15 protein-coding genes are annotated in these 13,571 nt (G+C 64.7%); 5 read left to right on the forward strand and 10 right to left on the reverse strand.

The features are described from left to right. The first annotated feature begins 66 nt into the window (after positions 1–66). Positions 67–549, forward strand: coding sequence for a transporter substrate-binding domain-containing protein (locus tag ACZ9C1_RS17400; protein WP_139674334.1), 483 nt, complete (start codon positions 67–69; stop codon positions 547–549). A 78-nt stretch (positions 550–627) separates the two neighbouring features. Here ACZ9C1_RS17400 and ACZ9C1_RS17405 read toward each other — a convergent pair whose 3' ends face one another. Beyond that, positions 628–1,125: a 2-thiouracil desulfurase family protein gene (locus tag ACZ9C1_RS17405; protein ID WP_476254210.1), complete on the reverse strand. Its 498-nt coding sequence runs from the start codon at positions 1,123–1,125 to the stop codon at positions 628–630. Continuing rightward, positions 1,112–1,735 (reverse strand): 2OG-Fe(II) oxygenase, encoded by a 624-nt coding sequence (locus ACZ9C1_RS17410; protein ID WP_046853760.1) that lies wholly within the window; start codon positions 1,733–1,735, stop codon positions 1,112–1,114. Before ACZ9C1_RS17410 ends, ACZ9C1_RS17405 begins: the two co-directional genes overlap by 14 nt. Positions 1,736–1,856: 121 nt before the next feature. Here ACZ9C1_RS17410 and ACZ9C1_RS17415 point away from each other — a divergent pair, with 121 nt between their 5' ends. Then, positions 1,857–2,609, forward strand: coding sequence for a DUF2059 domain-containing protein (locus ACZ9C1_RS17415; protein ID WP_139674339.1), 753 nt, complete (start codon positions 1,857–1,859; stop codon positions 2,607–2,609). Between the two features lies 1 nt (position 2,610). Here the strand turns inward: ACZ9C1_RS17415 and bipL are convergent, their stop codons facing one another. Continuing rightward, positions 2,611–3,537, reverse strand: a complete 927-nt coding sequence (bipL, locus tag ACZ9C1_RS17420; RefSeq protein ID WP_476254211.1) for a phospholipase BipL — start codon at positions 3,535–3,537, stop codon at positions 2,611–2,613. A 125-nt stretch (positions 3,538–3,662) separates the two neighbouring features. Between bipL and ACZ9C1_RS17425 the strand changes: the two genes are divergently transcribed. Further along, positions 3,663–4,220: a DUF6436 domain-containing protein gene (locus ACZ9C1_RS17425; RefSeq protein ID WP_094010966.1), complete on the forward strand. Its 558-nt coding sequence runs from the start codon at positions 3,663–3,665 to the stop codon at positions 4,218–4,220. Here ACZ9C1_RS17425 and ACZ9C1_RS17430 read toward each other — a convergent pair. Further along, positions 4,199–4,765 (reverse strand): sugar O-acetyltransferase, encoded by a 567-nt coding sequence (locus ACZ9C1_RS17430; protein WP_476254212.1) that lies wholly within the window; start codon positions 4,763–4,765, stop codon positions 4,199–4,201. The genes ACZ9C1_RS17425 and ACZ9C1_RS17430 overlap by 22 nt on opposite strands. Before the next feature lie 88 nt (positions 4,766–4,853). On the opposite strand from ACZ9C1_RS17430, the gene ACZ9C1_RS17435 reads away from it, so the two are divergent. Then, on the forward strand, positions 4,854–7,217 hold the full coding sequence (locus ACZ9C1_RS17435; protein WP_476254213.1) for a penicillin acylase family protein: 2,364 nt from the start codon (positions 4,854–4,856) through the stop codon (positions 7,215–7,217). Between the two features lie 47 nt (positions 7,218–7,264). Next, a complete protein-coding gene (locus tag ACZ9C1_RS17440; protein WP_476254214.1) occupies positions 7,265–8,083 on the forward strand; it encodes an alpha/beta fold hydrolase in 819 nt (272 codons plus the stop codon). A 119-nt stretch (positions 8,084–8,202) separates the two neighbouring features. Here ACZ9C1_RS17440 and ACZ9C1_RS17445 read toward each other — a convergent pair whose 3' ends face one another. From ACZ9C1_RS17445 to ACZ9C1_RS17470, 6 genes are all read right to left on the reverse strand, one after another. Beyond that, positions 8,203–9,075: a transporter substrate-binding domain-containing protein gene (locus ACZ9C1_RS17445; protein ID WP_102684745.1), complete on the reverse strand. Its 873-nt coding sequence runs from the start codon at positions 9,073–9,075 to the stop codon at positions 8,203–8,205. After that, positions 9,072–9,857 (reverse strand): amino acid ABC transporter ATP-binding protein, encoded by a 786-nt coding sequence (locus tag ACZ9C1_RS17450; RefSeq protein WP_198755011.1) that lies wholly within the window; start codon positions 9,855–9,857, stop codon positions 9,072–9,074. Before ACZ9C1_RS17450 ends, ACZ9C1_RS17445 begins: the two co-directional genes overlap by 4 nt. After that, the gene (locus ACZ9C1_RS17455; protein WP_430944041.1) at positions 9,854–10,513 is read right to left on the reverse strand and encodes an amino acid ABC transporter permease; all 660 of its coding nucleotides are present in this window, start codon (positions 10,511–10,513) and stop codon (positions 9,854–9,856) included. Before ACZ9C1_RS17455 ends, ACZ9C1_RS17450 begins: the two co-directional genes overlap by 4 nt. Then, complete coding sequence (locus ACZ9C1_RS17460; protein ID WP_476254215.1) at positions 10,494–11,159, reverse strand: amino acid ABC transporter permease; 666 nt, start codon at positions 11,157–11,159, stop codon at positions 10,494–10,496. The genes ACZ9C1_RS17455 and ACZ9C1_RS17460 overlap by 20 nt, the downstream gene beginning before the upstream one ends. Before the next feature lie 477 nt (positions 11,160–11,636). After that, on the reverse strand, positions 11,637–12,422 hold the full coding sequence (locus ACZ9C1_RS17465; RefSeq protein ID WP_094010961.1) for a MetQ/NlpA family ABC transporter substrate-binding protein: 786 nt from the start codon (positions 12,420–12,422) through the stop codon (positions 11,637–11,639). 181 nt (positions 12,423–12,603) lie between these two features. Further along, positions 12,604–13,551 carry a sigma 54-interacting transcriptional regulator gene (locus ACZ9C1_RS17470; RefSeq protein WP_476254216.1) on the reverse strand — a complete coding sequence of 316 codons (948 nt, stop codon included), beginning with the start codon at positions 13,549–13,551 and terminating at the stop codon, positions 12,604–12,606. Positions 13,552–13,571: the final 20 nt, after the last annotated feature.

The raw sequence follows: 13,571 nt of genomic DNA on the forward strand, positions 1-13,571 counted from the left end.
TTCGACCGCGGCAGAAAAGAAAGCCTCGGCGAATGACATTCACCTGCCGAACAAGAAGGGGCACTCATGCGTTTGACCATTGGCATTCTGCTGGCGGTATTGTTCAGCCCACTGGCCCAGGCCGAACTGATCGACGAAATCAACGACCGTGGCGAACTGCGCATTGCCGTGCTGAGCGATTCACCACCTTATGCGTTCAAGGAAAACGAACACCTGACCGGCTTCGAGATCGAGTTGGGCCAGGCCCTGGCCAAGGAGCTGGATGTGCGGGCCGAGTTCGTCGAGACCCCAGCCGAAGAGGTGCTGCCTGGGGTGGAGAGCGGCAAGTTCGACATGGCCTTCAATAAGCAAGGCATCGAACCGAGCGACCAACTCGACACCATTCGGACTCTCGCCAGCCAGAAACTGGTGATTCCGTACCTGAAGGGCAATCCAGCCTTCGAGACGGCTGTGAGCAATGCCCTGCAACGGATCGAGGACGATGGCCGCCTGGCTGACCTGGAAAGCAAATGGCTCAAGGGCACCAAGCAGGCAAGCGCCGGACAGTAACACCGCATCGCGGGGCAAGCCTGCTCCCACGCAATGCCGTCATGATCAGCATCGCGTGGGAGCGGGCTTGTCCCGCGATCAGATCTGGCTCAACGCTCGCTGCGCGTCTTCCAGCTCCAGCTCGCTGAACACGAGCACCCCTTCGCGCCGCAACAAGGCCGTGGTCACGCCCTCACCCGCCACCTTCACACCGCTGAAACTGCCGTCGTAGGTCTGCAGATTGCCACACGAGGGGCTGCCCGACTTGAGGACCGCCACACGGATGCCATGCCGACGCACCAGTTCCAGCGCCACGCGGGCCCCGGCGAGAAAGGCGCCGCTGACATCGGCGCCGGTCACCGTCAGCACCTGTGCCTGCCCATCCAGAACCGCCCCGCCCTGCCCACCGGGTATCTCCGCAGGCGGTCGTGGTGTAGGCAAGCCACCGGCAACCTCCGGGCACAGTGGCACCACCCTGCCTTCTGCCTGCCAACGCTGCAATACGTCGGGATGGCCGCTGGCACGCCCGTCATAGCGTACCGGCTGGCCCAGCAGGCAGGCGCTGACCAGCACCTTCACCAGCTCAGAACGGCTCATTGCCACGGCGCCGGAACCAACCGGTCAACGACAGGCGTTCACGCCCTGCCGGGAGTACCTCGTGCGGGACTTCACCCGACAGGAACACCACCAGGCTACCGGCCAACGGCGCCACGTCGTGTTCGACATCGCCCTTCAGGAACATGCGCAATTGTCCACCGTCCTGCGGCTGCCAGCCCTCGTTGAGGTACAGCACGGCCGACACCATGCGCCGGTCATCGTCGCGGAAGCGGTCGAGATGGCGCTTGTAGAAGGCGCCCGGCGGATACAGGGCAAAGTGGCACTCGAAGTCCTCGAGCCCCAGGAACAACCCTTGGTTGATGGCCTGGCGCAGGCTGTCCATCGCCCCCAGGTAGCGGTCGCAGACCTCCGACTCACCGGGGTCGATCCACTGGATCTGGTCGCCACGGATCGCCTCGCGGATCTCCTGCGCGGCGCCACGCCCTATGCCGGCGGGGTTCAGCTCACCCTCGGCGTAGCGACGGCGGCATTCGGCCGCCAGCGCGCGCGACAGTTCGTCGGGCAGGAAAAGAGATTGCTGCGACCAGCCACGGGTGGCCAGGTCATCGACAATGGTCGACAGCAGCGGATGTTCGGAAGGAATGTGCATGGCGCATCATAGCCATTCGGCCAGCGCTCGCACAGCGCCACTTGGTCAGGAAGCGCCGCTGGCGACTCGACAAAGCCCCGCCACGCCAAGGACAATAGCGGCCTGCCGACAGGAGTCCTGAATGCGCCGTCTGTTTTCCCTGCTTCTGCTGATGATCTGCACCATGCCTGTCTGGGCAGACACCCTCGATCAGCTGTACAAGGTCGCTGGCTGGCCCGACCAGCGCGCCCATTTCAACGATGCCGTGAGCGCCGCCCAACAGCGCTACCGCAACAGCTTGCCGCCTGCGGTTTACCAGGCCCTGGTCAACAACAGCAACCAACGGTTCCAAGCCCAGGCCATGGACCAACGGGCCCAGGCGCAACTGCGCGCCAACCTGCCCAACCCCTCGCCGGCGCTGGCCTTCTTCCAGTCGCCGCTGGGGCGCAAGGTCGTGGCCGCCGAATTGCTTGCCACACGCAAGGACCAACTGGCCAAGCACGCCAAGGGCCTGCCGAAGATCCAGGCCAGCGACAACCGCGTGCTGATCGTCGGCCACCTGGCCCAGGCCTTGCCCGCCCGCGAGGCCGGCGCCGAGGTCAGCCTGGCGATCGCCGGCGTGGCGGCCGACAGCCTGAGCTCGATGCTGCCCGGCCTGTTCGGCGGCGGCCAGGCCCAGAACCTGCTCGATGGCCAACGCCAGCGCTTGATGAGCCAAGTGGGCGAGGACCTGAACAACACGTTGTTGTACGTCTATCGCGACCTGTCCGACGCTGAGCTCGAGCAGTTCGCCACCTTCGCCGAATCGACGGACGGCCAGGCCTACTACAAGGCCGCGGTGGCCGCGATTCGCGCCGCCCTGGCCGTGGGCCAGAACGCCGCCAACCTGAAGTAAGTCAGTCCAGGCGCTGGCCGATGAACTCGAAGTAGCGCTGGCGGATGCCAGGCAGCTCGTTGGCCAGGTGGTGCCGCGCCTCAGGCAGCATGAGGATCTGCGGCTCTGCGAACTTGGCCTTGAGCACCTTGAGGTTGTACGGCCAATCTACCGTACCGTCCGCCTCGCCCTGCACGATCAGCGGCCGCCGCGTACTCCGGGGCGCGGCTTCGATGCGCCGGACCCACTTCATCAGCGCACCGACCCAGGCGGTCGGCAGGCGCCGTGGCTGTAGCGGGTCAGCTTCGAGAAAAGGCAGGAAGCCCGGGTCGTTGGTGTTTTCGCTGAAGCGCCGCTCGATGCCATTGACGAAGTGGCGCAGCACGCAATAGCTCAGCTTTGACCAGCGCCAAGCGCGCGGGCGCACCAGGGGGGCCAACAGGATTGCCTCGCCGTCGACAGGGCTGCTTTCGCCCTGGTGCAACAGATGGTCGACCACGATCGCCCCACCGGTGCTTTGGCCACAGAGATGCCAGGGCCGTGGCAGGTCGAGCACGCGGGCCTGTTCGAACAACGCCTCGAGCACCTGCTGGTAGATGCTGAAATCATCGATGCTGGCCCGTTCGCCACTGGACAGACCATGACCTGGTAGATCGCAGCCGATCACGGCGTAGCCGCGCCCCAGGGCCCATTCGATCACATGACGGTATAGCCCCATGTGATCGTAGTAGCCATGCAACAGGAACAACGTCGCCTGTGGCCGTTCGGGCAGCCAGACCTGGCCGACCAGGTCGAAGCCTGCCACCTGGAAGCCGCCCAGCCAACTGTGTGCGGACAGGCCCAGGCCGTAGAAGCCCTGGTAGGCCTGGCCCTGGGTGGACAGCAGGTGGCGATCGGCAAGGGGCGACAGGCTGGCGCGCAGCAGGTCGGGGTGGAAACTGGCGGGCATCGGTACATCCAGAGTGAAGCAAGTATTGATCTGCGATATTCAGCTCTGGGCCGCGTCATGGCAAGCTTGGCCCTCCTCCGACGAACAATGCGAGCCCGCTCCCACGAGCATCGCGCAAGGCCCCTATGGCGAAGCGACTTCTGATATTCCTTGCCCTGCTGCTCTGCGCTGCCACCGCCTGGTGGGCCTACGACAGCTTCCAGTCCCGCTACCTGCGTCCGTTCGACAACCAGGCCACCTTCTTCGACGGCAGCCAACTGCGCCTCCCAGCCGAGTTGGCCGGCCCGGGCCCGATCCGCGTGGTGCACTTCTGGGACCCGGCCTGCCCGTGCAATGTCGGCAACCAGCAGCACCTGGGCGAGCTGGTCGAGCACTTCGCGCCGCTCGGGGTCAGTTTCCATGTCGTGCAAAAGCCTGGCAGCCATGGCCAACTGCCGGCCAACCTGGGAACACTGAAGCCCCTGGCCAGCCTGCCCGGCAGCGAGCACCTGCCCGCCAGCCCCGCCGTGGCGATCTGGGACCACGACGGCAACCTCGCCTACTTCGGCCCCTACAGCGAAGGCGCGGTGTGCAACTCGAGCAACAGTTTCATCGAGCCGATCCTCAAGGCGCTGGCACAAGGGCGTCGGGTGCAGGCCTCGAATACCCTGGCGGTCGGCTGCTATTGCCCCTGGATCGATTGACGCACCCGCGCCGGATTACCCACCACCACCGCCCCGGCCGGCACATCCCGGGTCACCACACTGCCGGCGCCGACCACGGCGTTATCACCGATGGTCACCCCAGGCAGGATGATCGCCCCGCCGCCGATCCAGACATTGTCGCCAATGATCACCGGCCGCCCGCTTTCCAGGCCGCTGCGGCGCAGCGCCGGGTCCAGCGGGTGGTCGGCGGTGTAGATCTGCACCGCCGGGGCGATCTGGCAGTCGGCGCCGATGCGCACCGGCAGCACGTCGAGGATCACGCAGTTGAAGTTCATGAAGGTGTTGGCGCCCACGCTGATGTTGTAGCCGTAGTCGCAGTGGAACGGCGGACGGATCACCACGCCTTCGCCCACGTTGGCGAAGTGCGCCTTCAACAAATCATGGCGCGTCTCGTTGGGTTGTTCGACGCTGCCGTTGTAACGGTGCATCCACTGACGGTTGGCCGCCTGCTCGGCTTGCAGCTCGGGGCAGCCGGCATGGTAGAGCTGGCCTGCCAGCATTTTCTGTTTTTCGCTGAGGGACATGGAAACTCCTTTCAGGGGGCTATGCTCAGTTCGCGAATCCGCCGATGATCGGACCACATTCTTTCGCTCGAGTGCACAAGGAGTCTCGATGAAGCGCAGCCTGACCTTGCTGGCGGTGGTGATCGCCGTGGCCGCCGCGGGCGGCGGTTACTGGTACGTGCAGGGCAAGCAGCCCCAGCGTGATGGCGAAGCGGCCATCAACGGCTTGCAGGCGCCGGTCAGCGTGCGCTTCGATGCCCGTGGCGTGCCGCACCTGCAGGCGCAGAACGAGCAGGACCTGTACCGCGCCCTGGGCTACGTACAAGCCCAGGACCGTCTGTTCCAGATGGAGATCATGCGCCGTCTGGCTCGCGGCGAGCTGGCCGAGGTGCTGGGCGAGAAGTTGCTGCCCACCGATACCCTGTTCCGCAGCCTGCGCATTCGCGACCAGGCGGCCTTGATGGTGCAACGCCAGGACCGCCAGTCACCGGCCTGGCAGGCGCTGCAGGCCTACCTGGACGGCATCAACCAGTGGCAGGCCAGCCACCCCAAGCCGATGGAGTTCGACCTGCTCGGCATCACGCCGCGCCCCTTCACCGCCGAGGACACCCTGAGCATTGCCGGCTACCTCGCCTACAGCTTCGCCGCCGCGTTCCGCACCGACCCGGCGCTGACCTACATTCGCGATCAGCTCGGCCCCGAGTACCTGAAGATCTTCGACCTCGACTGGCAGCCCGACGGCGCCGTGGCCACGCCGTTGGCCGCCGCCGACTGGCACAGCCTGGAGCAGTTGGCGCGGCTCAGCCACGAGGCCCTGGGCGATGCCGGCATTCCGCAGTTCGAGGGCAGCAACGCCTGGGCCGTGGCCGGCAGCCATACCCGCAGCGGCCGGCCACTGCTGGCGGGTGACCCGCACATCAGCTTCGCGGTGCCGGCGATCTGGTACGAAGCCGAGCTGTCGGCACCAGGCTTCAACCTGTATGGCTACTTCCAGGCGCTCAACCCGTTCGCCCTGCTCGGCCACAACCGCGACTTCGGTTGGAGCCTGACCATGTTCCAGAACGACGACGTCGACCTGATCGCGGAACAGACCAACCCGCAGGACCCCGAGCAGGTGATGGTCGATGGCCGCTGGCAGACACTTGAAAAGACCGAGCAGAAAATCGCGGTCAAGGCTGCGCAGCCGGCCAGCATCACCTTGCGCCGATCGCCCCACGGTCCGATCGTCAACAGCGTGCTCGGCGACACCGCCGGCCCGACGCCCATCGCCATGTGGTGGGCCTTCCTGGAAACCGAGAACCCGATACTCGAGGGTTTCTACCAGATCAACCGCGCCGACACCCTGGACAAGATGCGCGAGGCGGCAAGCAAGATCCAGGCGCCAGGGTTGAACCTGGTATGGGCCAGTGCCCGTGGCGACATCGGCTGGTGGGCGGCGGCGCGCCTGCCGATCCGCCCGGAGGGCGTCAACCCGGCGTTCATCCTCGACGGCGGCAGCGGCCAGGCCGCCAAGCCGGGGTTCTACCCGTTCAGTGCCAATCCACAGCAGGAGAACCCGGCCAGCGGCTATATCGTCTCGGCCAATTTCCAGCCACCCGGCGCGATGCCCGTGCCCGGCTATTACAACCTGGCCGACCGGGGGCGCCAGCTCGATCGCCTGTTACGCGACCCGGACATCAAGTGGGACACCGAGAACAGCCAGGCCTTGCAGCTGGACACCAGCACCGACTATGGCCCGCGTACCCTGGCACCGCTGCTCGGCACCTTGCGCAACGTCGCCCAGGGCGACGAAGAGAAGGAACTGGTCGAGCAACTGGCGGCCTGGCGCGGCGACTACCCGCTGGACTCCACCAGCGCCACGCTGTTCAACCAGTTCCTCTACGAGCTGGCGTTCGCCGCCCTGCACGACGAACTGGGCGACACCTGGTTCCCGGTGCTGATCAGCACCCGTGCCATCGACGCCGCGCTGCCTCGCCTGGCTGGCGACCCTCAATCGCCGTGGTGGAATCTGCGTGGTAGCAATGAACACACCGATCGCAACGCCATCGTGCGCCTGGCCTGGCAGCGCAGCCTCAAGCACCTGCGCGCGACCTTCGGCAAGGATCCGGCCAGCTGGCAGTGGGGCAAGGCCCATACCCTCACGCACAACCATCCGCTGGGCGTGAAGAAGCCGCTGAACCTGTTGTTCAATGTCGGGCCCTACGCCGCGCCGGGGACCCATGAGGTGCCGAACAACCTGTCGGCGAAGATCGGCCCGGCGCCCTGGCCGGTCACCTACGGGCCATCCACCCGCCGCCTGATCGACTTCGCCGACGCCGGCGCCGCGCTGACCATCAACCCGGTCGGGCAGAGTGGCGTGCCATTCGACCGGCACTATGGCGACCAGGCCGAGGACTACATCGAGGGGCGCTATCACAAGGCGCGGATGGGGGTGATTCCGGCGCAAAGCACGCTGCGGCTGGTGCCCAGATAGAAACCGGGGCCGCACAGCGGCCCTCTCGCAATCCATGAGGTCACGCAATGCAGAAACACTTCATCGAGATCGACGGAGCACGCATGAGCTATATCGACCAGGGCCAGGGCTTCCCAGTGCTGCTGGGACACAGCTACCTGTGGTCGTCCGCCATGTGGCAACCGCAGATCGCCGCCCTGTCACGGCACTTCCGGGTCATCGTGCCTGAGCTGTGGGGCCACGGCGATTCCGCCGCCCCGCCCGCCAGCACCGTCGACATGGCTGCCCTGGCCCGCCAGCACCTGGCGTTGCTCGATGCCCTGGATATCCAGAAGTGCCACCTGGTCGGGTTGTCGGTTGGCGGCATGTGGGGCGCGCAGTTGGCCATCGACCACCCTGAACGAGTCGACCGCCTGGTGCTGATGGACACCTACCTGGGCGCGGAGCCCGAGGCGACGCGGCTGAAGTATTTCGGTTTGCTGGATGCGGCAAGCAAGGCGGGAGCCTTTATCGATCCGTTGCTGGACGTCGTGGTGCCGATCTTCTTTCATGCCGGAGGGGAAACCGTGCCTGACGTGCGCGAGCAGTTCCGCGCCGGGCTGAAGGCGAGCACTGCCAAGACCATCCGCGAAAGCCTCGACCCCATGGGCCGGGTAATTTTCGGCCGGCCAGACCTGCTGGCGCGACTCGGTGAGCTGCCGGGAGAGCGGACCATCGTGCTCTGTGGCGACCAGGACATCCCAAGGCCACCGGCGGAGTCCGCCGAGATGGCGCAGTTGATTGGATGCCTGGCGGCACAGATTCCATTCGCCGGGCATATCTCCAGCCTGGAGAATCCGCAGGTGGTGAATGATTTCCTGTTGAACTGGTTACCGCGCAATTACTGAGACCGAAAGGGGCTGCTTTGCAGCCCATCGCCGGCAAGCCGGCTCCCACATGGGCTACGCGGGTTCCTGTGGGAGCCGGCTTGCCGGCGATGGGCCGCACAGCGGCCCCGTTCAGGCGATCAGCCCTGCCAGTTGCCGCCCTCGACGATCACGCTCTCAGGCTTGGTGTCGTCGCTCAGTTCCTTGCGCACGTACTGGTCGTACAGCTTGAGCAGGAACTTCTCCTCGCCGAGCTTGGCCAGTTCGGCGTTCACCCAATCGCGCAACTCGGTATTGCCCTTCTTCACCGCCGGGGCGATCGGTGCTTCGTCACCCAACAGCTGTGGCAGCACGCGGTAGCCCGGGTTCTGCTTGGCCCAGCTGAACAGGATCAGGTTGTCCTGGGCATAGGCATCACCCCGACCGTTGGCCAACGCGGCCAGCGACTCGGTGTTCTTCTCGAACTTGAGCAGTTTCCAGTCCGGGTGGGTCTTGGTCAGCCAGATGTCGGCGGTGGTGCCGGTGGTGACGATGATGGTCTTGTCGGCCAGGTCGTCGAGCTTTTGCACCGAACTGCCGTCGGCGACGATGGCCTGCACCGCCACGCGCAGGTTGGGGTTGGTGAAGTCTACGGCCTCCTTGCGTTCCGGAGTGACGGTCATGTTGGCGAGGATAAGGTCGACCTTGTCGCTCTGCAGGAACGGGATGCGGCTGGCAGGCTCGACCGCGACGAACTCGACCTTGTTCTCGTCGCCCAGCAGGTCCTTGGCGAAGCGACGGCCGATGTCGGTGTCGAAGCCCACGTAGCGGCCGCTTTCATCGACGAAGCCGAACGGTGGCTTGTCGGTGAACACGCCGACGATCAGCTTGTCACGGGCCTTGATGGTTTCCAGGTAGCTGGTGGCCGGCGAGGCGGCGGCAGGCTTGGCCGGGTCTTCGGATTTGTTGCAGCCGGCCAGCAGGGCCAGGCCCAGCAATGGCGCGAGCAGTTTGGCGAAAGGGGCAGTCTTCATGACAGTTCCTTGTGCAGTGGCTTAGACAGTGTCTTGGGCAGGCTTTCGACGAACGAGAATTTCTCCAGGAACTGCTGCGCGCGTGCGGTCTGCGGTTGAGTGAAGAAGCGCTCAGGGTGGTTCTGTTCAAGGATCCTGCCGGCCTCCATGAACACGATGCGGTCGGCCACCGCGCGGGCGAAGGCCATTTCGTGGGTGACGATGAGCAGGGTCATGCCTTCGCGGGCCAGACCCTGGATCACCTGCAGCACCTCCTTGACCATCTCCGGGTCGAGGGCGGCGGTGACCTCATCGAAGAGCATCACCTGTGGGTTCATGCACAACGAACGGACAATGGCGATGCGTTGCTGCTGACCACCGGAGAGCTGGCGCGGGAACGCGTCACGCTTGTCCAGCAGCCCTACCCGGGCCAGCAGAGCCTCGGCCTGGGCCTGGGCCTCGTGGCGTTCGCGCTTCTGCACCTTCAGCGGCCCCAGCAGCAAGTTGTCGATCACGCTCATGTGGCCGAACAGGTGGTAGCTCTGGAACACCATGCCGACCCGTTGGCGCACCTGGCGCCAGTCGGTGTCGGGGCCGAGCAGCTCCTGGCCGTCGAGGCGCAGGCTGCCGCCCTGGGCCTCTTCCAGGCCGTTGAGGCAGCGCAGCAGGGTGCTCTTGCCGCAGCCGCTGGGGCCGAGGATCACCACCACCTCGCCGGCCTGGACCTTGAGGTCGATGTCTGCCAGCACCTGGTGCTGGCCGAAGAACTTGTTGAAGCCTTGGAATTCGATCAATGGATTCATGCGTGGGCCCAGCGCCGCTCCAGCACACGGGAGGCGGCTGACAGCGGATAGCAGACAAGAAAGAAGAACAGGAACAGCGCGCCGTAGATCAGCACCGACTCGTAGGTACGTTCGATAATCTGCTGCCCCGCCTTGATCACTTCGACCACGCCGATCAGCACCGCCAGCGAGCTGGTCTTGATGATCCGCGTGTAGATATTGATGGTCGGCGGGGTCATGCGCTTGAGCGCCTGGGGCAGCAGCACATAGGCATACAGCTGCCAGCCGCCCAGGCCGATCGACAACCCCGCCTCGCGCTGCCCGCGTGGCAGCGACTGCAAGGCGCCGCGCACCACCTCGCCGACCTCGCTGGCGCCCCACAGGCCCAGCACCAGCACCGCGCACCAGAAGCTGGGGATGCTCAGGCCAAAGAAGATCGGCAAGCCGAAGAACACCAGGTACAGCCAGACCAGCACCGGAATCGCCCGGAACAGTTCCAGGTACACCTGCAGCAGGATGTTCAGCCAACGGCTGCCGAGGGTCGCCAGCACGCCGTAGAGCACGCCGCCCAAGGTGGCGAACAGGATGCCCAGGGCCGAGATCGCCAGGGTCTGCCCAGCGCCCGTGGCCAGTTGCGGCAGCGAAACCAGCAGCAGCTCAATGCCCGAACTGGCCATGTTGCAGCCTCCGTTCCAGGTAGCGCAGCAGCAGCGACAGCGGCAGGAAGATCAGCACGCAGAGCAGGGTCAGCACGGCGAGCATTTCGTAGGTCTTGTAGTACAGGGCGATGTAGCTCTTGGTGGTGTAGAGAATCTCCGGCACCGCCACCGCCGAAACCACGGTGGTTTCCTTGAGCAGGAAGACGAAATTGGCGAACAGTGCCGGCAGGCTGAGGATGCCGGCCTGGGGCAGGATCACATGGCGCAGCAGCTGGCCCTCGGAAAGCCCGATGGAGCGCCCGGATTCCAGTTGCGCCCGTGGCACGGCCTCGACCCCGGCGCGCAGTACCTCGGTGAGGTAGGCACCGCCCATGAACGTCAGGGTGATGATCGCGGCAGCGAAGCCGGATACCTTCACCCCCAGGCTCGGCAAGGCGAAGTAGACGAAGAACAGCTGGATCAGCAACGGTGTGTTGCGCGCCAGCTCCACATAGCCCTTGACCAGGCGCCACAGGTACGGCGTGCGCAACACCAGGATCGTCGCATTGAGCAGCGCCACCAGCAACGAGGTGACGATTGCGATCGCCCCGACTTGCAGGGTCACGCCAACGGCCTTGAAGAAGGCCGGCAGTGTGCTAAGCATGAAAGCAGTGTCGAAGCTCATGGAAAGGGCCTCGGCACGGGGTCACGAAGGTACGGCATGGGAAGGTCCAGGGTCGGCACGAGGGTAACTCGGCGTCATTTCACGAATAGTGGCGCTGTGCCGGTAAGCACGATTCCTAGACTCTAAAGGCATAAAAATATTTTTATAAATATCTTTATTGCATATCTATATCACCCACCCCGTGACGTTCGGAAATTTCCTTCACTAGACGCGGATCTTTCCGAGGCTTTTCCCCTCCAAGGGATTTCAAACTGTGACTTGCACGGCCCATCACATTCAACAAGGAAGACAACGATGAACAGCCCCTGCTTGCCTGCTTCGAACGAACAACTGCTGTGGCTCCTGGCGCTGCGCCGGGCCCTGGCGACTCAACGCTGAGCTTGCGCGGCATTACTCCAGACCGGCCTGCCCGTCAGCTCAGCACAAACAAAAACGCCGACGCAAAATGCGTCGGCGTTTTTCGTTCCAGGTCGCGTATCAGAACGCTGGCAGTACCGCGCCGCTGTACTTCTTCTCGATGAATGCCTTCACTTCCGGGCTGGTCAGCGCCTTGGCCAGCTTCTGGATCGCCGCGCTGTCCTTGTTGTCCGGGCGGGCAACCAGGAAGTTCACGTACGGCGAATCGCTACCTTCGATCACCAGGGCGTCCTTGGCCGGGTTCAGGCCGGCTTCAAGCGCATAGTTGGTGTTGATCATGTCCAGGTCGACCTGATCCAGCACACGCGGGAGCATGGCCGATTCAAGCTCCTTGAACTTGAGCTTCTTCGGGTTCTCGGCGATGTCCTTCGGCGTGGCCAGGGCGTTCTTCGGATCCTTCAGGGTAATCAGCCCGGCCTTCTGCAGCAGCAGCAGGGCACGGCCACTGTTGCTGCCCTCGTTGGGGATGGCCACGGTCGCGCCGTCCTTCAGCTCGGCCAGGCTCTTGACCTTCTTCGAGTAGCCACCGAACGGTTCGACGTGCACGCCGATCACGGTCTCCAGGTGGGTGCCCTTGCCTTCGTTGAAGTTCTTCAGGTACGGCAGGGTCTGGAAGTAGTTGGCGTCCAGGCGCTTCTGGTCGACCTGCACATTGGGCTGGACGTAGTCGGTGAAGACCTTGATCTCCAGGTCCACGCCTTCCTTGGCCAGGGTCGGCTTGATCAGTTCGAGGATTTCGGCATGCGGCACGGGCGTGGCGGCCACCACCAGTTTCTCGGCGGCGTTGGCGAGGCCCGCGAACGACAGTGCGGCGGCCAGGGCGGTGGTCAGCAGGGTCTTTTTCATGGTGATCCTTGTTCTAAAGCTGGGCCATCGCAGATGGCGAGTCGGGTGCCCATCCGTTCGGGTGGGCGTGCAGCGGACAATACCGAGATTTTTTATTCCGGAACAATATCTTTTGATTAGCTGCTTATGCCAAAAACAAATGGCCATCACGCCCTTTGCTTATGAACGGCGGCAGACTGCTCTACGGCGAGCTTTTCCCCAGTCGTGCCAGCGCCGCGCCGAGCAGAGCGCGCAGTTCGGCCAAGGTATCCGCCTCTCGACTGCCGCCTAGCTGCATGAGCTGGCGGGCCAGGCTGGCGAGGGGAGCGGTATCGGGCAGGTCGAGATGCGCGGGGAGGATTTCCTCGCCATCGCTGACCAGCAGGGCGAAGTGAATGACGTTCTCCAATTCGCGGGTATTGCCCGGCCAGGCATGCGCTTCGAGCGCCTGCTGGGCGGCCTCGCTGATGAGGGGAACCGGCCGATCCAGGCGCACGCTGTAGATCCCCACGAAGTACTCGGCCAACGGCAGGATATCGCCGACCCGATCACGCAGCGCCGGCAACTCCAGCTCACCTTCGTACAGGTAATGGTAGAGCCGCTCGTTGAAACGCCCCGCGCGCACTGCCAGCGCCAGGTCGATGCTGGACGCGGCCACCAGCCGCACATCGACCGCCTGCGGTTGCGTGGCGCCGACCCTGATCACCTCGCGATTCTCCAGGGCGGCCAACAGCTTGCCCTGGATCGCCAGGGGCAGGTCGGCGATCTCGTCCAGATACAACGTGCCGCCATTGGCCGAACCGAACCATCCGGCGCGACTGCTGGCAGTACCGCCCTGGCTACCGGCGCTGTAGCCGAACAGCTCGGCATCGGCATAGGTCGGGCTGATGGCCGCGCAGTTGACCGACACGAACAGGCCGCCCCGATCGCTGGCGCGATGAATCTGCCGGGCCAGCAGCTCCTTGCCAGTGCCGGTCTCGCCGCGAATCAGCACCGGCAACGGTTGTGGCGCCAGCCGCTCCAGGGCCTGGCGCAGCGCCTGGGAGCGCGGATCGACGAACACCAGCGCCTTGGCGCGGATGCTCAGTGGGCTCTTGTCCAGTTCGGGGAAGGTCAGCAGCGGCTGACCGAATGGTGTGTGAAATGTCATGGAATACTCCCGCCCCGGCC

This window comes from Pseudomonas sp. TE21435, from assembly GCF_056279265.1.